Here is a 21287-nt window from a genome sequence, read left to right as displayed (position 1 = left end):
TCAGCCGGGCAGCGTGCCCTCGAGGACATAGCGCAGGATCTGGACCACCTGCTCGGGTTCGCGCGCCACCGCCAGCGCGGCGGCGTCCACTTCCTTGAGCGCGTGGTCGTGCTCGGGCGGCTGGAGAATGATCAGCGACTTGCCCAACGCCGACGCCTGGCCGGCGTCGAAGGCCGCGTTCCACTGCTTGTACTGGGTCCCGAACCGCACGACGACGACGTCTGCATCACCGAGACCCTTGCGCGTGCGGATGGCGTTGACCATGGCCCCCTTGTGGTCGTGCCAGTACTTGTCGGCCTCGTCACCCAGGATCGCCACCCCGCAATCGTCGGACGCGCCGTGATCGGTCACCGGCGCGTCGAAGGCGACGTCGAGCCCCTTCGCGCCCTCGGTGATCCGGTCGCGCCAGTCCGTGTGGATCTCGCCGGAAAGGTAGACTTTCAAAGTCATGCGTCACTCCTGCCTGTCGGTATCATCGGGGTCTGTCATAGCTTCTTGCATGATCCGCGTCACCTCCGCGTCCGGGACCTGTTCGAACCGGTCGTAGTGCAGCCCCACGGCCCGGAAATGGCTGGGAACCTGCGGGCAGACCACGTGATCGACCAGCGCGCGCAGCGCATCCAGCGCATCGCGTGCCGCCACCGGCACGGCAAGGATGACGTCCGCCGGACCACGCTCGCGCAGGCCCATCAACGCCGCCTGCATGGTGGCGCCAGTGGCGATGCCGTCGTCCACGACGACGGCCGTCCGGCCCGTCACGTCGACCGGCGCGCGCCCGGCAAGATAGCTTTGCCGGCGCTCGGCCAACTCGGCGCGCTTGGTCTCGATCGTGCCCGCCAGGTCGTCATGGCCGAGTCCGAAGGCCCGCAGGATACGCTCGTTGTAGAAGACGAGCTCGGGCGGGCCGTCCACTATGGCGCCCGCTGCGACCTCCGGCTGGCCCGGCAGCCCGATCTTGCGCACCAGCAGAAGATCGAGCGGCGCACCCAGCGCGCGCGCCACCGGCACTGCCACCGGCAGACCGCCGCGCGGCAGGGCGAATACCACCGGTCGCCGCATCTCGCAGGCCTGCAATGCCCGCGCCAGCGTTTCGCCGGCCTCCGTCCGATCGTGATACATCGCATCCCCCTTCGGCTGCGGCCCAGCATAACGTCATGCGCCGCACCTGCGTAGGGCGATACCCCCGTCAGCCGCGCAGGACCCCGCCGGTGGCCTTTTCGACCTTCTCGACGATCTTCCGCGAAACCGCCTCGATGTCGGCGTCTTTCAAAGTCTTCTCGTGCGGCTGCAGGCGCACGGTGATGGCCAGGGATTTCTTGTTCTCGCCGAGGCTGCCGCCGACGAATTCGTCGAAGACGCGCACGTTCTCGATCAACTGCTTGTCGGCGCCCGCCGCGGCGTTGACCAGGGCGGCGGCCTCGACCTCCGCATCGACGACGAACGCGAAGTCACGTTCCACCGGCTGCAGATCGCTGATTTGCAGCGCGGCGCGCGTCGCGCCGCTTCTGCGCGGTTGCGGCACCTCGGCCGGCCAGATCGTGAACCCGACGGCCGGTCCCTTGACGTCGAGCGCGCGCGACACCTTCGGGTGCAGCTCGCCGAAAACCCCCAGAACCTTCTTGGGGCCAAGGCAGATCTTGCCGTGGCGGCCCGGATGCCACCAGTCGGCGGCGCCGCGCAGGATCTGCACCTTGGCCGGTGCCCCGATGGCCGACAGCACGGCCTCTGCGTCGGCCTTGGCATCGTAAAGGTCCACCGTGCGCGATGTGCCGTGCACGTCCTTGGGCCCCGTGCGGCCGACCAGAAGGCCGCTGACCTGAAGACGCTGATCCTCGGGCTCGCCCCCGTGAAAGGCATGGCCGACCTCGAACAGGGCCAGATCCGTCTGCCCGCGCGCCTGGTTGCGGGCGGCCGCCTGCAGCAGCCCCGGCAGCAGGTCCGGGCGCATGTGGCTCATTTCCGAGCTGATGGGATTGGCCAGCATTGTGTCGTCCCCACCCCCGCCGAACAGCGCGGCGGCGGTGGAATCGATGAAGCTGTAGGTGACGCATTCGTTGTAGCCCAGAGCGGCCGCCGTGCGACGCGCGTTCGTCTCACGTTTTTGCAGGGGCGACAGCACGGGCTTGGGCACACCCACCTGCGCGCGGGGCATGGGCCGCCCCTCCAGCCGGGTCAGGGACGCGATGCGCGCCACCTCTTCCACCAGGTCGGCCTCGCCCATCACGTCAGGGCGCCAGCTGGGCACATGGGCCATGTCACCCTCCAGCCGGAAGCCCAGCGCCTCGAGCGTTGCGCGCTGCTCGTCAGCCGGGATCTCCATGCCGACGAGCGATTGCACGCGGTCGGTATCCAGCCGGTAGGCACGGCTCACGTCGGGGACCTCGCCGGCGGTCACCACCTCGGACGCCTCCCCGCCGCACAGATCGAGGATCATCCGCGTGGCCAGCTCCAGCCCGGGCATGTTGAATTCCGGGTCCACGCCGCGCTCGAACCGGTAGCGCGCGTCGGAGTGGATCTTGAGCGCGCGGCCCGTCTCGGCGATCTGGACGTGGTCCCACAGCGCTGCCTCGAGGAACACGTCCACCGTTTCCTCGGTGCAGCCGGTGTGTTCACCGCCCATGATGCCGCCGATGCTTTCGACGCCGGTGTCGTCGGAAATCACCACCATTCCCGGCGCGAAGGTGTATTCGCGCTCGTCCAGCGCCTGCAACGTCTCGCCGCCCTTCGCGCGATGCACGCGCAGATCGCCCGCGACCCTGGCCGCGTCGAAGACGTGCAGCGGGCGGTTGCGGTCGTAGGTGAAGAAATTGGTGATATCCACCAGCGCCGAGATCGGGCGCAGCCCGATGGCGCGCAACCGGTCCTGCAACCACTCCGGGCTGGGTCCGTTCGTCACGCCGCGGATCATCCGCCCGGCGAAGAGGAAGCACCCGCCCTGTCGCGTGTCGTCGTCGATACTGACGCCGATCGGGCTGGGAAATGTCCCCGGCACGCTGGCTTCCGGCGCGGGCTTCATCGTGCCCAGGCCCCGCGCGGCAAGGTCCAGCGCGATACCGCGCACGCCCAGGGCGTCGGGCCGGTTCGGGGTGATCGCGATCTCGATCACGGGATCGACCTTCGCCGGGTCGTTCCGCGCCAGCCAGTCGCTGAACCGCTGTCCGACCTCGCCCGAGGGCAGTTCGATGATGCCCTCGTGTTCGTCCGACAGCTCCATCTCGCGTTCCGAGCACATCATGCCGTGGCTCTCCACGCCGCGGATCTTGCCGACGCCGATGGTCGTGTCGATGCCCGGCACATAGGTGCCGGGGCTGGCGATCACGGCGGTGATGCCCTGGCGCGCGTTGGGCGCGCCGCAGATGATCTGCTGCATGCCCTCGGCGGTCTCCACCTGGCAGACGGTCAGCTTGTCGGCATCGGGGTGCTTGTCCGCCTTCGTCACCCGGCCCAGCGTGAACCCAGCCAGCCGCTCGGCCGGGTCCTGGACGTCCTCGACCTCGAGGCCGATGTCGGTCAGGGTCTCGGCAATCTCGGCCACGGTGGCGTCGGTCTCGAGATGGTCCTTCAGCCAGGAGAGCGTGAATTTCATGGAAGCATCCGCGGATTGTCTGTCGGGTCACGGGCGCGTTTAGCGGATATCGGCGCGGGGGGAAAGGGCCGCTCAGCCAGCCTGCGCGGGCTGCATTCGCGTGACGGCGCCGGGCGCGGGTTGCGCGCTCAGTCGTCGTGGCGGATGATGTCGGGCACGCCCAGCCGCGCGATCAGCCGGTCGGTTTCACGCTCCACGAGGCCGATGTTGCTGTCGCGCACGGTGGGCAGCAGGGCGCGGGCGCGGCGCACCTCTGCGTAGTCCAGCCCGGCCGCGATCAGCTCGGGCTCCTGCCCGGCGATCGCCAGCGGGTGGCCGAACGGGTCGAGGATGCGCGACCCGCCCCAGAAGTTCAGGTCGTGTTCCGGCCCCACGCGGTTCACCATGATCGACGGCGCGCCGTACATCATCGAGTAGAAGTGCATCGTCGCCGTCCAGCCCGACGGGTTGTCGAAGCTCTCGCCGACCGCCTCCACCCCCGAGGAAATGGGCGACACCAGCAGCGTCGCCCCATGCAGGAAGGCCAGGTGCGTCAGCGCCGGGTTCCAAAGGTCCGCACAGATCAGCAGGCCCAGCCGCCAGTCGCGCGTGACCTCCAGCGTGTCCACGAAGCGGCCCTGCGCGTAGTACTTCGTCTCGATCAGCTTGCCGTAGGAGGGCAGGTTTATCTTGCGGTGGATGTAGACCAGCTTGCCGTTCTTGTAGACACCGGCGGCGTTGTAGAACTGCGCGCCCGGCCCCTCCTCGATGAAGCCGACGACGACGATCATCTCGCCGGCGGCGCGCGACAGCTCCAGCAGCCGCGCATCGCGGCTGTTCATCGTGACCTCCAGCAGGTCCTCGGCGCCGTAATGGCCGACCATGCTCAGCTCGGGGAAGACAAGAAGGTCGGCGCCCTGCGCCCGGCCCTCGGCCACCCACTTGTGATGTTCCTGGAAATTCGCGTCGAGGTCGCCGATGGCACTGGCGAACTGGGCGGCGGCGACGGTTAGGGCCTGGGGCATGGGCGTGTCCGATCTGCGCGTGGTCCCGGCAGCTTTGCACGCGAGCGGGCCCGCGCGTCAATCGGCAGGATGTGGCGGGTGGAAACGTGCTGCCGACCCAAGCCGCGCCGCAGGCCGGGCTTCAGCCCGGCCCCGTCGAAGGGGCGCGTGGCGCCCCCCGCCACCTCGCCTACCGCGACAACCCGGCCCGCAGCGTCGGCACGTCCAGCGCGGAAAACCCGTAGTGGCGCAGCCAGCGCAGGTCCGAATCGAAGAACGCCCGCAAATCCGGTATCCCGTATTTCAGCATCGCGATGCGGTCGATCCCCAGCCCGAAGGCGAAGCCCTGCCAGTAGGCCGGGTCGATGTTGCCGGCCATCAGCACCTTGGGGTGCACCATGCCGCTGCCCAGGATTTCAAGCCAGTCGTCGCCCTCGCCCACCTTCAGCGTGCCGCCCTGCCACGAACACCGTATGTCGACCTCTGCCGAGGGCTCGGTGAACGGGAAATGCGAGGCGCGGAAGCGCAGCTCGACGTCATCGACTTCGAAGAACGCCTTCACGAACTCCTCGAGGCACCATTTCAGGTTGGCCATCGAGATGTCGCGGTCGATCGCCAACCCCTCGACCTGGTGGAACATCGGCGTGTGCGTCTGGTCGTAATCCGCGCGGTACACCCGGCCCGGGCAGATCACCCGCAGCGGTGCGCCCGCCAGTTCCATCGCGCGGATCTGCACCGGCGAAGTGTGCGTGCGCAGCACGTGCGGCGGCCGGTCGTCGCCGTCGGCCCGGTGCATGTAGAAGGTGTCCATCTCGGCCCGCGCGGGGTGGTGGCCGGGGATGTTGAGCGCGTCGAAATTGTGCCAGTCGCTTTCAACCTGCGGCCCCTCCGCCACCGAAAAACCCATGTCGGCGAAGATCGCCGTGACCTCCTCGGTCACCTGGCTGACGGGGTGGATGCTGCCCGAAGGCCGCGGGCGCCCTGGCAGGGTCACGTCAAGCCACTCGGCGCGCAGCCGCTCGTCCAGCGCGGCATCTGCCAGCGCCTCGCGCTTGGCCGCGAGCGCCGCGTTGATCTCGTCCTTGAGGGCGTTGAGCTTCGGCCCGGCTTCCTTGCGTTCGTCCTGGGTCATCTTTCCCAGCTCGCGCATCTTCAGGCTGATCTCGCCCTTCTTGCCCAGTGCCTGCACGCGCAGTTCTTCCAGCGCGGCCTCGTCCTCGGCCGCGGCGATGGCATTCAGGTACTTGTCTCTCAGGTCGTCCATGGTCCGCCCGTCCACGTTGCGGGGAAGTCGGGGGCGGGTTAGCGCGCATTCCCGGCGCGTGCAAGGTCAGGGGCGCGTCAGGTGTGCAACGTAATCGGCGGTGAAGGCGCCGTAGCCTTCTGCCGTCACCCGGTGATGTCCGGCCATCCGCGCGTGCAGCTGCGGCAGCTTGTGAAAGGGCACCTGCGGCAGCACATGATGTTCCACATGATAGGGCATGTTCCACGCCAGGAACCGCACGATCCGGTTGGTGAAGGTCGTGCGCGTGTTGTCGAACATGTTGGCCAGATGCGCGCAGCGCCCGTGCTCGGCCAGAAGGTAGAGGCGCAGGAACGGCTGGCCGAGCAACAGCGGCAGCAGCCACACCCAGACAAGAAGGGACGAGACGACAAGGCTCGCCCCGGCCATTGCGTAAAAGGCCAGCATCCAGCGGGCTTCCGCCCGCACCCGGCCACGCGCGCGACCCGGCACGAAATCGCCCGGATGACGGCCCAGCGCGTTGACGAGGATCCGCCGCGCCATGGCAAGCCAGTAGGGCAGGCCCGAGACATGAACCGCGAAGGCCCGGCGCGTCTCCGGCTTGGCCCCGGCCAGAAGCTCGGGGTCGCGTTCGGGGTCGTTCGTGTGCCGGTGATGGGCCAGGTGAAAATACCGGAACCACGTGAAGGGCTGGAAGATCACGGCACCCGCCGCGTGCCCGACCGCCTCGTTGAGCCACTCCGTCGCGAAGGGCGTCTTGTGCGTGGCCTCGTGCTGCAGAGTGAAGAGAAAACACAAGGCGATGCCCTGCGGCACCAGCAGCACCCACCAGGCAGGCCCGCCGGCCACGATCCATGCCCCCATGACCGCGATCAGGCCCAGATGCCCCGCCAGATGTGCGAGCCCCGGGGCATCGCGGCGCGCGCTCAGCGCCACCAGCGTCCTGCGCGGCAACCTGGCGATGAAATCCCTGTGATCCATGCGCAGAGGTTAACGCAAGTGGCGGCCGGCTGACCAGAGCCCCGGCACCCCTTCACCTTGGCCCAAATACTCCCGCCGGAGGCATCCCGAGGCGCCGGGCGCAGCCCTGCGCCGAGATGACATGCGTGCGCCGCAAGGCGCACTCCGCAAGACAGCAGCCCGCCAACCGAAAAAGACCGCCGGCCGCGGCGGCCGACGGTCCATACTGTCCCTCTCGTGACCGGCTTACTTGGCCAGCGCGGTCCTGGCCTGGTCCACGATGGCGCCGAAGGCCTCCGGCTCGCGGACGGCCAGATCGGCCAGCACCTTGCGGTCCACCTCGATGCCCGCAAGGTTGAGCCCGTTGATGAAGCGCGAATAGGTCAGGGCCTCGTCATGCGCGCGCACCGCGGCGTTGATACGCTGGATCCAGAGCGCGCGGAAATTCCGCTTGCGGTTCTTGCGGTCGCGCGTGGCGTACTGGTTGGCCTTGTCGACGGCCTGCGTGGCCACCTTGAAGGTGTTCTTGCGACGGCCGTAGTACCCCTTCGCGGCGTTGGTGATCTTCTTGTGACGGGCGTGGGTGACGGTCCCACCTTTGACGCGTGCCATTGTTCAGATCCTCCTCAGCGCGAATAGGGCATCATCGGCTTGACGATCTTCTCGTCGGCCGGCGACAGCGTGGTCGTGCCACGCGCGTTGCGGATGAACTTGTTGGTGCGCTTGATCATGCCGTGGCGCTTGCCCGCCTGCGCGGTGATCACGCGGCCGTTGGCCGACACCTTGAACCGCTTCTTGCAGCTCGACTTGGTCTTCATCTTGGGCATTTCCGTCTCCTTTCCGGATCGTTTTCGCGCGCGACTCGGCATGCCGCTTCGGGCCGGTCCCGCGAACAGGGGCGCCGTATACGCGCCCCGCCCCTGCTTGACAAGGGGCGATCTGGATCTAACGGAACAGCGGCGCGAGCACGCGCACGAAAACGTCGGGCACTTCGGCGACCGCGTAGCCGCCAGGTTTCTGCGTGACGGCCCAGACGATCATGGCGCCGGCGATCATCACGGTAATGGCGGCGGCGCGCGGCGCACGCGCGTCGGACAGCGCCGAAACCATGGCCGGGACGGAGAGAATGGCGAGGACGACGCCGACGACAAGCGCGAGATCGGTATTCATGCCAGCTCCTCCCCGGACGGTGGTGCCGCCCCTCGCCGGAGCCTAGCCCGGATCGGTCGAATAGATCAAACTTTCCTGGCACGGGGCCACGCGCAGGATGTTGGTCGTCCCCGGAACGTTGAAGGGAACGCCGGCTGTCACGACGATCTGGTCCATCTCGTCGGCGTACCCCTGGGCCCGGGCCGCGCGGGCGGCGTTAATGACCGCCATCTTGAAGCGCTCCAGTTCGCCCGTCATCACGCAGTTCACACCCCACGACAGCGCCAGCCGCCGGGCCGTGCCGCGCAGCGAGGTCATCGCGATGATCGGCACACGCGGGCGTTCGCGGGCGGTCAGCAGCGCCGTGGTGCCCGACTGCGTGTAGCAACAGATCACCTTGATGTCCGTCGTCTCGGCGATCTCGCGTGCGGCGGCCACGATCCCGTCCGCGACCGTGGTGCGTTGCGCGCGGCGCGAGGCCTCGATGATCTCGGTGTAGGTCGGGTCGTTCTCGACCTCGACGGCGACGTTGTCCATCGTCCGCACGGCCTCGACCGGATACTCGCCGGCCGCCGATTCGGCCGACAGCATGATCGCGTCGGCGCCCTCGTAGATGGCCGTGGCCACGTCGGAGACTTCGGCGCGGGTGGGCATCGGGCTCTCGATCATCGATTCGAGCATCTGCGTGGCCACGATCACCGGCTTGGCGACCGAGCGGCACTTGCGCACCAGACGCTTCTGGATGGGCGGCACGTTCTGGACGGGCAGCTCGACACCGAGGTCGCCGCGCGCCACCATGATCCCGTCGGACGCCTCCAGGATCTCCTCGAAGGCATCCACCGCCGCGGGTTTCTCGATCTTCGACAGGATCGCGGCGCGCCCGTCGCACAGGGCGCGGGCCTCTTCGACGTCCCGCGCGCGCTGAACGAAGCTCAGCGCCAGCCAGTCCACGCCGAGGGTGCAGGCGAATTCCAGGTCCCCGCGGTCCTTGTCGGACAGCGCCGCCAGCGGCAGCACCACGTCGGGCACGTTGACCCCCTTGCGATCGGACACGGTGCCGCCGGTGACGACCTCGCAATCGGCGAATTCCGCACCGCAATCGCGCACGGTCAGCCGGATCTTGCCATCATTGACCAGCAGCGTGGCGCCCGGCTCGAGCGCCTCGAAGATTTCCGGGTGCGGCAGGCAGACGCGCCGCGCGTCGCCCGCGGCGGAATCCAGGTCAAGCCGGAAGATCGCCCCCTCCTGCAACTCCTCCTCGCCGTTGGCGAAGCTGCCAACCCGGAGTTTCGGGCCCTGCAGGTCGGCAAGGATGCCGATGGGGCTTTCAAGCTCGGCCTCGACCTCGCGGATAATGCGGTGCTTCTCGCGAATCGACTCGTGGCTGCCGTGGCTCATGTTGAGCCGGAACACGTCCGCCCCGGCCTCGTGCAGCGCGCGGATCGTGGCGTGATCCTCCGACGCAGGGCCCAGCGTGGCCACGATCTTGACGTTCCGGTGGCGTCGCATGCGTCTGTCCTTTCCGGTTCATGGCTCTGTCGTCTCGGGCGGCGGGCGTCAGGTTAACGCTAACATCGTCCCCGCGCCTTATCGCGCAATTCACATCGCGGGGCAACTGTCCTAGGAGTTGCGAAACGAAATAAACGACACCCCGATGACCTATCAACCCTTCGAGATCGACGGGGCGGCGCGCCCGTCGCGCTGGCTCGTGACCTGCGATCACGCGACCAACACGGTGCCGCCCTTCGTCAACGGCGGCGACCTCGGCCTGCCGCCGGGCGAAATGGACCGTCACATCGCCTACGATCCCGGCGCCGCGGGCGTGGCCCGGGCGCTGGCCCTCGCGCTTGACGGGCCGGCGATCCTCACGAATTTCTCGCGGCTGGTGATCGACCCCAACCGCGGCGAGGACGATCCGACGCTGGTCATGAAACTCTACGACGGCACGATCATCCCGGCCAACCGCCGTGCCGGCCCGGAAGACCGCGAACGCCGCCTGAACCGGTGTTATCGCCCCTATCATACCGCGCTGGCCGAACTCGCGGCGCGGCGCACCGATACCATCATCGTCTCCGTGCACAGTTTCACCCGGCAACTGCGCGGCCGCCCGCCGCGGCCGTGGCACATCGGCATCCTTCACGCGGCCGATACCCGGCTCGCGCGGCCGCTGGTGGCGCGGTTGCGCGACGAGCCGGGGCTTTGCGTCGGGGTCAACGAACCCTACGGCGGCCACCTGCCCGGCGATGCCATCGCCCGCCACGCCATCGCGCACGAGCGGCCCAACGTGTTACTGGAACTCCGCAACGATCTGATTGGCACCGCCGAGGCGCAGGCGGCCTGGGCCGCGCGCCTGGCGCCGTTGCTGACAGAGGCCGCCGAAACCGCGGGCCTGTGAGAAAGGAACCGAAATGCCCCATCTGGTGATCGAACATTCCGCCGAGTTGAAGGCCACCCACGACCTGCAGGGGCTCTGCGAGCGCCTGTTCGACATGCTGGTCGCCCACCCCTCGGTCGGGGACCCGGCGAGCGTGCGCGTTCGCACAATCGCCTGCACGGAATACCGGCTGGGCGTGGACCCCCAGAGCTTCGCCCACGCCACGCTCCTGCTGCTGCCCGGGCGGGAGCAGGCGGTGCGCGAGACGATGGCCCGGATGATCCTCGACGAACTCGAAGCCGCCATGCCCGAGGTGGGCAGCCTGACCGTGCGGCTGGACGACTTGAACCCACCATACCTCAAGCGCATGTTGTAACCCGAAGAGGAGGGCACCCGATGGACGACCAGACCCGCATCGAACTGGAGGCGGCAGCCTTTCGCCGCCTGCGCGAGCACCTGATGGAAAAGCGCACCGACGTGCAGAACATCGACATGATGAACCTCGCCGGGTTCTGCCGCAATTGCCTGTCACGCTGGTATCAGGAGGCCGCGAACGAACGCGGCATCGAGATGGGCAAGGAGGAAGCGCGCGAGATCTTCTACGGCATGCCCTACGAGCAGTGGAAGGCCGAGCACCAGACCGAGGCCTCCGCGGAGAAGCAGGACGCCTTCAAGACTGCATTCGCCCAGAACGTCGGCAAGGACGGCTGAGCGCACGCGGCGCCGATGGAAAGCGCAACCTTGACTCGACTCGACCGCGCCGAATGGCGGGCGTGATAGGGTCCGTGCCGCGGCAAGGAGGGCCGAACATGCGCGCGATGGTGCTGGGGAAGCCGGGGCAGCCCCTCGAACTGACGGAGATGCCGAAACCGGAGCCGGGCGCAGGTCAGGTGCTGATCCGGGTGGAGGCGTGCGGCGTGTGCCGGACGGACCTGCACGTTCTCGACGGCGATCTCGACGCGCCAAAGCTGCCCCTGGTGCCCGGCCACGAGATCGTCGGCCGGATCGAGGCCGCCGGCCCCGGCGCGAGCGGCTTCGAAACGGGCACGCGCGTCGGCGTGCCGTGGCTGGGCCATGCCTGCGGCGCCTGCCCCTATTGCGGCATGGGACGCGAGAACCTGTGCGACGCGCCGCTGTTCACCGGCTACACCTTCGACGGCGGTTACGCCGAGTATTGCCTTGCCCACACCGATTTCACCTTTCCGCTGCCGGCCCGGTCCGATCCGGTGGCACTTGCCCCGCTGCTCTGCGCGGGGCTGATCGGCTACCGCAGCCTGTCGCTGAGCGGCGACCCGGCCGTGCTGGGCCTCTACGGTTTCGGCGCGGCGGCGCACATCCTGTGCCAGCTCGCCGTCTGGCAGGGCCGGCGGGTTCTGGCGGTGACGCGCGATGGCGACACCCCGGCGCAGGACTTCGCCCGCCGCCTCGGCGCGGACTGGGCCGGCGGCGAATCCGACGCCCCGCCCGGGGAACTGGATGCGGCGATCATCTTCGCCCCCGTGGGCCGGCTGGTCCCCAGGGCGCTCAAGGCGGTACGCAAGGGCGGGCGTGTCGTTTGCGGCGGCATCCACATGAGCGACATCCCCGGCTTTCCCTATGCCGACCTATGGGAAGAGCGCGAGATCCGCTCGGTCGCCAACCTGACCCGCGCGGACGGCGCCGCCTTCTTTCCGCTGGCCGCGCAGGCGGGTGTTCACACGGAAACCGTGCCCTACCCGCTGGAGCGGGCCAACGAAGCGCTCGAGGACCTGCGCCACGGCCGGCTTCAGGGGGCGGCGGTCCTGGTGCCCTGAGGGCGGCGCACCCGCAGCCGGGGCCGGCAAGGGGCGCTGCCCCTCTTGGCCTGCGGCCAATTCACCCCGGGATATTTCCAGGCAAGAAGAAGAGCGGAACCCCGAGCCTTCCGTGAGCCGTCATATCGCCGTTTTCAAGCTCTCGTCGAGGTAGATCTCGCGCAGGCGCGTGGCCACGGGCCCCGGCGTGCCGTCGCCCAAGGGCACGCCGTCGATCTCGATCACCGGGGTGACGAAGGTCGAGGCGGAGGTGACGAAGGCCTCGTCAGCGGCCTGCGCTTCCGCCAGGGTGAAGGGGCGCTCCTCGACCGCCATCTGCGCCTCGCGGGCGAACCGAAGGACGGCGGCGCGGGTGATGCCGTGCAGGATGTCGCTGGACAGCTCGCGGGTCACGATCCGCCCGCCCTTCACGATGTAGGCGTTGTTGCTCGTGCCTTCGGTGACGAAACCGTCCTCGACCATCCAGGCGTCGTCGGCGCCGGCCTTCCGGGCCATCATCTTGCCCATCGAGGGATAAAGCAGCTGCACCGTCTTGATGTCGCGCCGGGCCCAGCGCAGGTCGTCGATGCCGACCACCTTGATGCCCTCGCGCGCCGCCGGGTTGTCGGCCAGCCCCGGCTTGGCCTGCGTGAACAGCACGACCGTGGGCGGCGTGGTCTCCGGGTCGGGAAAGACGAAATCGCGGTCGCCGTCCGAACCGCGCGTGATCTGCAGGTAGACCATGCCCTCGTCGATCCCGTTGATCCGCACCAGTTCGCGGTGAATGTCCAGCAACGCGTCGCGGCCGAGCGGCGCCTGCATGTCGAGTTCGCGCAGCGACCGGTCGAGCCGCGCGGCGTGACCGTCGAAATCGATCAGCTTGCCACCCAGCACGCTGGTCACCTCGTAGACCCCGTCGGCCATTAGGAAACCGCGGTCGAAGATCGAGACCCTGGCCTCGGTCTCGGGCAGGTAATCGCCGTTCACGTAGACTGTGCGCATGATCTCACCCCCAGAGCGCGGCATCGGGCGGGTGCACCCCGGCCGCGTCGAATGTCAAAGCGTTCTCGCGGTCTTCGGCCAGAAGCAGCGGGCCGTCAAGGTCCGTGACCAACGCCCCCTGCGCCACCAGCGTGGCGGGCGCCATGGCCAGCGAGCTGCCGACCATGCAGCCCACCATGATCCCGAAGCCCTCGGCCCGGGCGGCGTCGCGCAGGGCCAGTGCCTCGGTCAGCCCGCCCGTCTTGTCGAGCTTGATGTTCACCACGTCGTACTTGCCGCGCAAGCTTGGCAGGCTGGCCCGGTCGTGGCAGGATTCGTCGGCGCAGACGGGCACGGGCCGGTCCATGCCGGCAAGCGGGTCGTCCTCGCCCGCCGGCAGCGGTTGCTCCACCAGCGCCACGCCCAGGCGTGCAAGCTGCGGCGCGAGCGCGGCGTAGGTCTCCGCGCTCCAGCCCTCGTTGGCATCCACGGTGATCCGGGCCTCGGGCGCGCCGGCGCGCACCGCCTCCAGCCGCGGCATGTCGTCGGGCGTGCCCAGCTTGATCTTGAGCAGCGGGCGATGCGCGTTCGCGGCAGCCTGCGCGCGCATTTTCCCGGGCGTGTCCAGCGACAGGGTATAGGCCGTGATCTCCGGGCCCGGGGCCGACAGGCCGGCAATATTCCACGCGCGGGTGCCCGCGCGCTTGGCCTCGAGATCCCACAACGCGCAATCCACCGCGTTGCGGGCCGCGCCGGCGGGCAACAGATCCTGCAAAGCGGCCCGGTCGAACACGGCCGGCAGACCCTCGATCTGGGCGGCCACGCTGTCGCGCGTTTCGCCATAGCGGGCATAGGGCACGCATTCGCCCCGCCCGTAACCTGTGCCGTCGCGGAGGTGAGCCGTCAGGACCTGCGCCTCGCTGCGCGAGCCGCGGCTGATGGTGAAGACCTGCGCGAGCCGGAAAGTGTCGCGCGTCACCTCGATCTGCACGGAACCATCCCCTTCATCTTGCCCCAAATACTCCCGCCGGAGGCATCCACCGGCGAAGCCGCCACGGGCGGCCGGTCACATCGTGCCCAACGCCTCGGCCAGTGCCTCCGCGCCGAAGCGGTAGGGGTCCGTCGCCGGCAGCGCCATGCTGTCTTCGAGCTTCGCGAGGTAATCGCGCGCCGCCTGCTCATCCATGGCCTGGGTGTTGACGGCCACGCCGGCGACCACGCAGGCCGGGTTCGCGATCCGCGCCACCGGCAGCGCGAGGTCGCGCAGCGCCTCCAGCGAGGGCACGGCGTAATCGGGCAGGCCACGCATGTGGGGGCGCGTGGGTTCGTGGCACAGAATCAGGGCGTCGGGCTGACCACCGTGCATCAGTGCCATCGTCACCCCGGAATAAGAGACGTGGAACAGGCTGCCCTGCCCCTCGATCACGTCCCAGTGGTCGGCGTCGTTCTCGGGCGTCAGCCACTCGACGGATCCGGCCATGAAATCCGCCACGACGGCATCCAGGGGCACGCCGTCGCCGGTCACCAGTATGCCCGTCTGGCCGGTGGCCCGGAAGGTTGATGTCATGCCCCGCGCGCGCATCGCGCGGTCCAGCGCGAGGCTGGTGTACATCTTGCCCACCGAACAGTCGGTGCCCACTGTCAGAACGCGCTTGCCCGCGCGCTTGACGCCGTTGGCGATGGGGTAGCTGACCTCGGGCACGCGCACGTCGTGCAGCGCCTGACCGGTCGCCTCGGCGACGGCCAAGAGATCGGGTTCGTCGCGCAGCCGGTTGTGCAGCCCCGAGGCGAGGTCGAACCCCTCTTCCAGCGCCGCGACGAGGACCTTCTTCCAGGCCGCCGAGATCACGCCGCCGCGGTTGGCGACTCCGATCACCAGCGTCTTGGCGCCGGCGGCCCTGGCCGCGGCCAGGTCCATGTCGGGCAGGCCCAGGTCGGCGCCGCACCCCTCCATCCGGAACTGTCCCACCGCGTTGTCGGGACGCCAGTCACGCACGCCTTGCGCCACCTTGGCGGCCAGCTGGTCGGGCGCATCGCCCAGGAAAAGCAGATAGGGTGTCTGTATCATCTAACGGTCTCCCTCGGGTGCGGCTGCGCGACACTATGCGGTGTCATTCGTGCGATGTCATGTCGAATGATCCCGTTATCGCCCTCCTTGTGCAAACATTGTGCACGTCCACCTCATTCGCTCGAAGAATCTTCTTCTCGCGGCTCACCGTCGGCCGTTGGATCCTCCGCCGCCATGGCCTCGTTGGCCAGATAATAGGCCTGCGGCTGGCCGAAGCCACCCACGGCCTGTGCCTGACCGGTCTCCTCGGGCGCTTCGGTACGGCTGCGCCGGATGAGCGCCACGAGCCCCGTGGCCCCGAAGAAGGCCGCCATCGTCAGCAGGAACCCCCGCGGTCCGAAAAGGTCCATGGAGGCCGGGCCGGAGAAGATGCCCACGAAGATCCCGGCGTTCATCATGAAGGCCATCGCGCCCCCCGCCGAGACGACCTGCGCCCGGGTCAGCAGGTCGTTGGCATGCGCGAGGCAAACCGAGTAGACGGGCACGCAGACCGCCGCCATCAGCCCGACCCGAAGGCTGAGTGCCGCCTCGCCGGCCATAAGCAGGCTCTGCGCCACCAGCGCCACGCCGATCACCGACAGCCCCATCACCGCGCCGCGCCGGTCGATCCGGTCCGAAACATAGCCCACCGGGTATTGTGCCGCGGCCCCGGCCAGCGTCATCGCCACGGCGATGCCGGCCACGGCAGGACGCTCAAGCCCCAGCGCGAGACCGTAAAGCGGCGCGGTGCCGAACAGGCAGCCCATCGCGCCCCCGCCAAGGAAGGCACCGGTCACCGCCATGGGCGAGATCCCGAACAGCCGTCGCAACGGCATCCGTTCGGGCACCTCGTAGTCGGGCGCTCCGTGCGACGTCAGCAGCAATGGTACGATGGACAGCGAGATCAGGATCGACACGGTGCCGAACAGCACGGTGCCACTGGCCTCGGGCACGCCCAGGATCGCCGCGCCCAGCGCCTGCCCGCCCGATTGCAGGAAGAAATAGATCGACAGGATCTGCCCGCGTGTGCGGTTCTCGGCCTGCCCGTTCAGCCAGCTTTCGGTGATGACGTAGAGGCCGGGAAAACAGAATCCCGCCAGAACGCGCATCGCGGTCCAGCTGACGGGATCGGCCGTCATCAGGTGGACGATGGCCGCGATCGAACACAGCGAGGCCAGCGCGGCAAAGGCCCGCACGTGGCCCGACTGCGCGATCAGCCGCGGCGCCAGCAGCGTGCCCAGCAGCGCGCCGGCCGGGTATCCCGCCTGCATCGTCCCGATGGTGGTTGATGAAAACCCAAGCTCGTTGCCGCGGACCGTCAGCAGGGTCATCATCAGCCCGTTGGCCACCATCAGCATCAGGATGCCGGTGAACAGCGCCCAGTTGTCCAGAAGCGTGCGTTGCATGGCACTGCCGGTATCACCGTTGCCGCGGTGCGCAATGCCCGTTTGCGACATTCTGCCAAGGCGCCACCATACACGCGAACGCCCCTTCGCGGGCGGGCACGGGCCGGCCTTTCCGGAGCAGATGGGCGCTCTGCGGCGCAGCGCTGGTTTCTGCGCCCGCGAAAAGCCTTGCGCAGCCCCGGGCAATTTAATAGCCCTTCCAGCGACAAATTCGCAACAAACTTGCCCGAGGAGCCGTATCATGAGCTTTCGCATCCAGCCCGCCGCGCCGGCGCGCCCCAACCGGTGCCAGTTGTTCGGACCGGGCTCGAACGCCAAGCTGTTCGAGAAGATGGCCGCAAGTGCCGCCGACGTGATCAACATCGACCTCGAGGATTCGGTGTCGCCCAATGACAAGGCGGCCGCGCGCGCCAACACCGTGCAGGCGATCAACGACGTGGACTGGGGCCGCAAGACGTTGTCGGTGCGCATCAACGGGCTGGACACGCCTTACTGGTATCGTGACGTTGTGGACCTGCTGGAACAGACAGGTGACCGGCTGGACCAGATCATGATCCCCAAGGTGGGCAACGCCGCGGACATCTATGCCGTCGACGCGCTGGTGACCGCCGTCGAGGCCGCCAAGGGCCGCTCCGGGAAGATCGCATTCGAAGTCATCATCGAAAGTGCGGCCGGCATCGCCCATGTCGAGGAAATCGCCGCCGCCTCGCCCCGGCTGGAGGCGATGAGCCTGGGCGCCGCCGACTTCGCCGCCTCCATGGGCATGGCGACCACCGGCATCGGCGGCACGCAGGAAAACTACTACATGCTGCGCGAGGGCGAGAAATACTGGTCGGACCCGTGGCACTGGGCGCAGGCCGCCATCGTCGCGGCCTGCCGCACCCACGGGCTGCTGCCCGTGGACGGCCCCTTCGGCGACTTCAGCGACGACGACGGCTTCCGCGCGCAGGCGCGCCGGTCGGCGACGCTGGGGATGGTCGGCAAGTGGGCCATCCACCCCAAGCAGATCGCGCTGGCCAACGAGGTCTTCACGCCCTCCGACGAAGCCGTCGCCGAGGCGCGCGAGATCCTTGCCGCGATGGAAGAGGCGAAGGCCCGCGGCGAAGGGGCGACGACCTACAAGGGCCGGCTGGTCGACATCGCGTCGATCAAGCAGGCCGAGGGCATCGTGCGCATGGCCGAGATGATCGAGACCTGAGCGGCACGCGCACGGCCGGGCCGTCCGCCAGCCGGGCCATCGCCGGTCGGAGCGGACGATTCCGCCGTGCGCGCCCTTGATAGAGCGGGGTCCAGCCTGTATCTGCTGGACCATGAAACGCATCTTCGACATGGACGACCGCGCGCGCCTGCCCTGGCGGTTCTTCGGCGCGCGCCTGACCGTTCTGGCCCGCCTATAGGCCGCCTTTCCCCGTCGCGCCACCGACCCAAGCCAATCACACGGGAGAGGACCGATGCCCCCCAAGACGCTCTATGACAAGATCTGGGATGCCCACCTGGTGCACGAGGCCGAGGACGGCACATCCCTGCTTTATATCGACCGCCACCTGGTGCACGAGGTGACCAGCCCGCAGGCCTTCGAAGGCCTGCGCATGGCCGGCCGCCCGGTGCGCCACCCCGAAAAGACCATCGCGGTGCCCGACCACAACGTGCCGACCGACCCGACCCGCATCCAGGGCATCAAGGACGAACAATCGCGCATCCAGGTGGAGGCGCTGCGCAAGAACGCCGCCGATTTCGGGATCGAGATGTACGACGTGGACGATGTCCGCCAGGGGATCGTCCACATCATCGGCCCCGAGCAGGGCTGGACCCAGCCGGGCATGACAATCGTCTGCGGCGACAGCCACACCGCCACGCACGGCGCCTTCGGGGCGCTGGCCCACGGCATCGGCACCTCGGAGGTCGAGCACGTGCTCGCCACGCAGACGCTGATCCAGTCGAAGTCGAAGAACATGCTGGTGAAGGTCGACGGCGAACTGCCGCCTGGTGTGACGGCGAAGGACATCACGCTGACGATCATCGGCCGCACCGGCACCGCCGGCGGCACGGGCCACGTCATCGAATACGCCGGCAGCGCGATCGAGGCGCTTTCAATGGAAGGGCGGATGACCGTGTGCAACATGGCGATCGAGGGCGGCGCGCGCGCCGGGCTGATCGCACCGGACGACAAGACCTTCGAATATCTCAAGGGCCGCCCGCACGCGCCCAAGGGCGCGGCCTGGGAAGCCGCGGTCGCCTACTGGAAATCCATGCGCTCGGACGAGGGCGCGCATTACGACAAGGTGATCGAGATCGACGCGGCCGAGATCACGCCGGTCGTCACCTGGGGCACCTCGCCCGAGGACGTGCTGCCGATCACCGCCGAGGTGCCCGCGCCCGAGTCCTTCGAGGGCGGCAAGGCCGATGCCGCGCGCCGCGCGCTGGAGTACATGGGCCTCGAGCCGGGCCAGAAGCTGTCGGACGTCGAGATCGACACGGTGTTCATCGGCTCGTGCACCAACGGCCGCATCGAGGACCTGCGCGAGGTCGCCCGCGTCATGGAAGGCAGGCGCGTCAAGGACGGGCTGCGCGCGATGATCGTGCCCGGATCGGGCCTCGTGCGCGCGCAGGCCGAGGAAGAGGGGATCGCGCAGAAGCTGCAGGAGGCGGGGTTCGAATGGCGCATGGCCGGCTGCTCGATGTGTCTGGGCATGAACCCCGATCAGCTGTCGCCCGGCGAACGCTGCGCCTCGACCTCGAACCGCAACTTCGAGGGGCGGCAGGGCTACAAGGGCCGCACCCACCTGATGAGCCCCGCCATGGCCGCCGCGGCCGCGGTGACGGGCAGGCTGACCGATGTGCGGGAGATGATGGGCGACGGTGTGCCGGGCTGACGCCCGGCTTGCCGAAGACGTGGGGCGGGGCCGCCCCGCCACCCGTTCCAAGGAGAGCGAGAATGGAAAAATTCCAGAAATTCACCGGCGTCGCGGCGCCCCTGCCGATGATGAATGTCGACACCGACATGATCATCCCCAAGCAGTTCCTGAAGACGATCAAACGCACCGGTCTGGGCGTGAACCTGTTCGACGAGATGCGCTATGACCGCGAAGGCAACGAGATTCCCGATTTCGTGCTCAACCAGCCGGCCTACCGCGAGGCCGAGATCCTGGTCGCGGGCGACAACTTCGGCTGCGGCTCCTCGCGCGAACACGCGCCATGGGCGATCAAGGATTTCGGCATCCGCTGCATCATCGCACCCAGCTTCGCCGACATCTTCCACAACAACTGCTTCAAGAACGGTATCCTGCCCATCGCCCTGCCGCAGGCGCAGGTGGACGTCCTGATGCGCGAAGCCGATAAGGGCGCCAACGCGCGCATGACGGTCGACCTCGAAAACCAGACGATCACCACCGCGGACGGCGAAACCTTCCCGTTCGAGATCGACGCCTTCAAGAAGCACTGCCTGCTCGAGGGGCTCGACGATATCGGTCTGACGATGGAAAAGGCCCGGGCGATCGAGGCGTTCGAAAGCAGGGCAGCGGCGGAACGCCCCTGGATGTGACCCGGGGCCGCGCCCGCCACCGGGCGCGGCCACCGATGGTGCTCTGGTACCTGAAACCCCATTCAACACAACATCTTGGATCTCCATGTTGCCGGTGCACCGGGATCAGCCGCAATTGATGCATTGCGGCACCAGTCGCGCGTGCCCGGGGCCGCGAATGCGCGGCCAAAGGAACCAAAAGCTTGAGATGGCGCGCGAAACAAGGCAGGATTCCACCATGTTGAGGCAGCCCGCCATCAAGAGCGGGACCAGGTAGGAACAAGGGGGCGGCAAGGCATCGCGCCCGGCCGCGTCGAAGGGGAACGAGCAGTGATCGCACGCACAGTCAGCGCGTTCTTGCGTGCCGTCCTCGTGGCGGCGCTCGTGATGACGCCGTCGCTGCTCTTGCCGTCGGTCGGGCTCGACACGACGCAGATCGTGGTTGTCCTGGCGTTCCTCGCAGCGATGATGACCTTCATCGAGTATTTCAGCCGCTACCCGGGTATCGTCGAATTCCGTTTCGCGCCGCCCTTCAACCGCGTGAAGTTCACCGCCCTGTTCCTGATCGTCGTGGTGCTGTCGCTGATTTGCCGGGGCAAGAGCGATCCGACCGACCTGACGCGCGTTCTCACCGCACTGGGCATCGGCTTGGGCCACGCGATCGACTTTCCTTATTCGCCGGTGCGTCTTGTGGTGCTCATGCTGCCCGAGAACGCCGGCGCCGGCCTGATAAACTCCGTCCGCACGGCGGCCGGGATCGCCTACATGATCTCTCTTTCGGCGATGCTGGTCTTTCTCACGTGGGTTCGGCTGTTCGGTTGGCCCGCACGCCACATGGCGTTCAACGTCTGGGTCAACCTGCCGCTGTTCGATCCCACCGCCGTTGGCGACGTGGTCGGCCGGCTGCGCCGCGATGCGGCTCTTAACATTGTGTTAGGGGCTCTGCTGCCATTCCTGATTCCCGTGATCGTCAAGGCCGCCTCCGATCTGATCGGCCCGATCACGATGGAGAACCCGCAGTCGCTGATCTGGACGATGACAGCATGGGCCTTTTTGCCAGCCGCAATGATCATGCGCGGCATCGCGATGGAACGTGTGGCCGCCATGATCGACGAAAAGCGCCGCCGCGCCTACGCCCGCGCGCAGGACAAGACGCTGCGCACCGCCTGAGGGGCCTCGTTGTCGCCGGGCTGGTCTGGCTTGCCGCGACGGGCGCATCGGCGCAAACGCTGCGCGTTGCCACCTTCCACGGCGACCTGTCACGCG

Annotated in this window: 22 protein-coding genes; 8 read left to right on the top strand and 14 right to left on the bottom strand. The window is 68.2% G+C overall.

Annotated features, from left to right (window positions below; genetic code table 11):
- The 10 genes from CEF10_RS00895 to pyk all read right to left on the bottom strand — a co-directional run bounded on the left by CEF10_RS00895 (position 1) and on the right by pyk (position 9430).
- Positions 1-450, bottom strand: coding sequence for a YtoQ family protein (locus CEF10_RS00895; RefSeq protein WP_101065477.1), 450 nt, complete (start codon positions 448-450; stop codon positions 1-3).
- Positions 451-453: 3 nt separating this feature from the next.
- Positions 454-1119, bottom strand: coding sequence for a phosphoribosyltransferase (locus CEF10_RS00890; protein WP_101065476.1), 666 nt, complete (start codon positions 1117-1119; stop codon positions 454-456).
- A gap of 67 nt (positions 1120-1186) precedes the next feature.
- The gene (pheT, locus tag CEF10_RS00885; protein WP_101065475.1) at positions 1187-3586 is read right to left on the bottom strand and encodes a phenylalanine--tRNA ligase subunit beta; all 2400 of its coding nucleotides are present in this window, start codon (positions 3584-3586) and stop codon (positions 1187-1189) included.
- Between the two features lie 128 nt (positions 3587-3714).
- Positions 3715-4590 (bottom strand): nitrilase-related carbon-nitrogen hydrolase, encoded by an 876-nt coding sequence (locus tag CEF10_RS00880; protein WP_101065474.1) that lies wholly within the window; start codon positions 4588-4590, stop codon positions 3715-3717.
- Between the two features lie 169 nt (positions 4591-4759).
- On the bottom strand, positions 4760-5833 hold the full coding sequence (pheS, locus tag CEF10_RS00875; protein ID WP_101065473.1) for a phenylalanine--tRNA ligase subunit alpha: 1074 nt from the start codon (positions 5831-5833) through the stop codon (positions 4760-4762).
- 66 nt (positions 5834-5899) lie between these two features.
- Positions 5900-6793, bottom strand: a complete 894-nt coding sequence (locus tag CEF10_RS00870) for a fatty acid desaturase (RefSeq protein WP_101065472.1) — start codon at positions 6791-6793, stop codon at positions 5900-5902.
- Between the two features lie 225 nt (positions 6794-7018).
- Complete coding sequence (gene rplT, locus CEF10_RS00865; RefSeq protein WP_101065471.1) at positions 7019-7384, bottom strand: 50S ribosomal protein L20; 366 nt, start codon at positions 7382-7384, stop codon at positions 7019-7021.
- 14 nt (positions 7385-7398) lie between these two features.
- Positions 7399-7599, bottom strand: a complete 201-nt coding sequence (gene rpmI, locus CEF10_RS00860; protein ID WP_101065470.1) for a 50S ribosomal protein L35 — start codon at positions 7597-7599, stop codon at positions 7399-7401.
- Positions 7600-7717: 118 nt separating this feature from the next.
- Positions 7718-7942, bottom strand: a complete 225-nt coding sequence (locus CEF10_RS00855; protein ID WP_101065469.1) for a hypothetical protein — start codon at positions 7940-7942, stop codon at positions 7718-7720.
- 42 nt (positions 7943-7984) lie between these two features.
- A complete protein-coding gene (gene pyk / locus CEF10_RS00850; RefSeq protein WP_101065468.1) occupies positions 7985-9430 on the bottom strand; it encodes a pyruvate kinase in 1446 nt (481 codons plus the stop codon).
- A 145-nt stretch (positions 9431-9575) separates the two neighbouring features.
- On the opposite strand from pyk, the gene CEF10_RS00845 reads away from it, so the two are divergent.
- From CEF10_RS00845 to CEF10_RS00830, 4 genes are all read left to right on the top strand, one after another.
- Entirely contained in the window at positions 9576-10316 is a 741-nt protein-coding gene (locus CEF10_RS00845; protein ID WP_101065467.1) for an N-formylglutamate amidohydrolase, read from the top strand.
- Between the two features lie 25 nt (positions 10317-10341).
- Entirely contained in the window at positions 10342-10671 is a 330-nt protein-coding gene (locus tag CEF10_RS00840; protein ID WP_232796362.1) for a tautomerase family protein, read from the top strand.
- A gap of 20 nt (positions 10672-10691) precedes the next feature.
- Positions 10692-11006, top strand: coding sequence for a DUF1244 domain-containing protein (locus CEF10_RS00835; RefSeq protein WP_101065465.1), 315 nt, complete (start codon positions 10692-10694; stop codon positions 11004-11006).
- Between the two features lie 98 nt (positions 11007-11104).
- Positions 11105-12088, top strand: coding sequence for a zinc-dependent alcohol dehydrogenase family protein (locus tag CEF10_RS00830; RefSeq protein WP_101065464.1), 984 nt, complete (start codon positions 11105-11107; stop codon positions 12086-12088).
- Positions 12089-12208: 120 nt separating this feature from the next.
- Here CEF10_RS00830 and CEF10_RS00825 read toward each other — a convergent pair whose 3' ends face one another.
- The 4 genes from CEF10_RS00825 to CEF10_RS00810 form a co-directional block, all read right to left on the bottom strand.
- The gene (locus tag CEF10_RS00825) at positions 12209-13069 is read right to left on the bottom strand and encodes a D-amino-acid transaminase (protein ID WP_101065990.1); all 861 of its coding nucleotides are present in this window, start codon (positions 13067-13069) and stop codon (positions 12209-12211) included.
- A 4-nt stretch (positions 13070-13073) separates the two neighbouring features.
- The gene (gene dgcA / locus CEF10_RS00820) at positions 13074-14039 is read right to left on the bottom strand and encodes an N-acetyl-D-Glu racemase DgcA (RefSeq protein ID WP_101065463.1); all 966 of its coding nucleotides are present in this window, start codon (positions 14037-14039) and stop codon (positions 13074-13076) included.
- 75 nt (positions 14040-14114) lie between these two features.
- Positions 14115-15116, bottom strand: a complete 1002-nt coding sequence (gene dgcN, locus CEF10_RS00815; RefSeq protein ID WP_101065462.1) for an N-acetyltransferase DgcN — start codon at positions 15114-15116, stop codon at positions 14115-14117.
- A gap of 113 nt (positions 15117-15229) precedes the next feature.
- A complete protein-coding gene (locus CEF10_RS00810) occupies positions 15230-16501 on the bottom strand; it encodes an MFS transporter (protein WP_101065988.1) in 1272 nt (423 codons plus the stop codon).
- Positions 16502-16742: 241 nt separating this feature from the next.
- Between CEF10_RS00810 and CEF10_RS00805 the strand changes: the two genes are divergently transcribed.
- The 4 genes from CEF10_RS00805 to CEF10_RS00785 all read left to right on the top strand — a co-directional run bounded on the left by CEF10_RS00805 (position 16743) and on the right by CEF10_RS00785 (position 21191).
- Positions 16743-17699 carry an L-malyl-CoA/beta-methylmalyl-CoA lyase gene (locus tag CEF10_RS00805; protein WP_101065461.1) on the top strand — a complete coding sequence of 319 codons (957 nt, stop codon included), beginning with the start codon at positions 16743-16745 and terminating at the stop codon, positions 17697-17699.
- Positions 17700-17952: 253 nt separating this feature from the next.
- Positions 17953-19374 carry a 3-isopropylmalate dehydratase large subunit gene (gene leuC, locus CEF10_RS00795; RefSeq protein ID WP_101065459.1) on the top strand — a complete coding sequence of 474 codons (1422 nt, stop codon included), beginning with the start codon at positions 17953-17955 and terminating at the stop codon, positions 19372-19374.
- A 62-nt stretch (positions 19375-19436) separates the two neighbouring features.
- A complete protein-coding gene (gene leuD / locus CEF10_RS00790; RefSeq protein WP_101065458.1) occupies positions 19437-20042 on the top strand; it encodes a 3-isopropylmalate dehydratase small subunit in 606 nt (201 codons plus the stop codon).
- A gap of 309 nt (positions 20043-20351) precedes the next feature.
- Positions 20352-21191: a hypothetical protein gene (locus CEF10_RS00785; RefSeq protein WP_232796361.1), complete on the top strand. Its 840-nt coding sequence runs from the start codon at positions 20352-20354 to the stop codon at positions 21189-21191.
- Positions 21192-21287: the final 96 nt, after the last annotated feature.

Source organism: Roseovarius salinarum, assembly GCF_002834145.1.
Lineage (GTDB): Bacteria > Pseudomonadota > Alphaproteobacteria > Rhodobacterales > Rhodobacteraceae > Roseovarius > Roseovarius salinarum.
The sequence above is the reverse complement of the archived record's forward strand: the minus strand, read 5'-3'. Positions and strand labels throughout refer to the sequence as shown.

Coding starts and splice junctions, on each gene's coding strand:
- CEF10_RS00895 (WP_101065477.1), bottom strand. CDS start 450: ATGACTTTGAAAGTCTACCTTTCCGGCGAGATCCACACGGACTGGCGC.
- CEF10_RS00890 (WP_101065476.1), bottom strand. CDS start 1,119: ATGTATCACGATCGGACGGAGGCCGGCGAAACGCTGGCGCGGGCATTG.
- pheT (WP_101065475.1), bottom strand. CDS start 3,586: ATGAAATTCACGCTCTCCTGGCTGAAGGACCATCTCGAGACCGACGCC.
- CEF10_RS00880 (WP_101065474.1), bottom strand. CDS start 4,590: ATGCCCCAGGCCCTAACCGTCGCCGCCGCCCAGTTCGCCAGTGCCATC.
- pheS (WP_101065473.1), bottom strand. CDS start 5,833: ATGGACGACCTGAGAGACAAGTACCTGAATGCCATCGCCGCGGCCGAG.
- CEF10_RS00870 (WP_101065472.1), bottom strand. CDS start 6,793: ATGGATCACAGGGATTTCATCGCCAGGTTGCCGCGCAGGACGCTGGTG.
- rplT (WP_101065471.1), bottom strand. CDS start 7,384: ATGGCACGCGTCAAAGGTGGGACCGTCACCCACGCCCGTCACAAGAAG.
- rpmI (WP_101065470.1), bottom strand. CDS start 7,599: ATGCCCAAGATGAAGACCAAGTCGAGCTGCAAGAAGCGGTTCAAGGTG.
- CEF10_RS00855 (WP_101065469.1), bottom strand. CDS start 7,942: ATGAATACCGATCTCGCGCTTGTCGTCGGCGTCGTCCTCGCCATTCTC.
- pyk (WP_101065468.1), bottom strand. CDS start 9,430: ATGCGACGCCACCGGAACGTCAAGATCGTGGCCACGCTGGGCCCTGCG.
- CEF10_RS00845 (WP_101065467.1), top strand. CDS start 9,576: ATGACCTATCAACCCTTCGAGATCGACGGGGCGGCGCGCCCGTCGCGC.
- CEF10_RS00835 (WP_101065465.1), top strand. CDS start 10,692: ATGGACGACCAGACCCGCATCGAACTGGAGGCGGCAGCCTTTCGCCGC.
- CEF10_RS00830 (WP_101065464.1), top strand. CDS start 11,105: ATGCGCGCGATGGTGCTGGGGAAGCCGGGGCAGCCCCTCGAACTGACG.
- CEF10_RS00825 (WP_101065990.1), bottom strand. CDS start 13,069: ATGCGCACAGTCTACGTGAACGGCGATTACCTGCCCGAGACCGAGGCC.
- dgcN (WP_101065462.1), bottom strand. CDS start 15,116: ATGATACAGACACCCTATCTGCTTTTCCTGGGCGATGCGCCCGACCAG.
- CEF10_RS00810 (WP_101065988.1), bottom strand. CDS start 16,501: ATGCAACGCACGCTTCTGGACAACTGGGCGCTGTTCACCGGCATCCTG.
- CEF10_RS00805 (WP_101065461.1), top strand. CDS start 16,743: ATGAGCTTTCGCATCCAGCCCGCCGCGCCGGCGCGCCCCAACCGGTGC.
- leuC (WP_101065459.1), top strand. CDS start 17,953: ATGCCCCCCAAGACGCTCTATGACAAGATCTGGGATGCCCACCTGGTG.
- leuD (WP_101065458.1), top strand. CDS start 19,437: ATGGAAAAATTCCAGAAATTCACCGGCGTCGCGGCGCCCCTGCCGATG.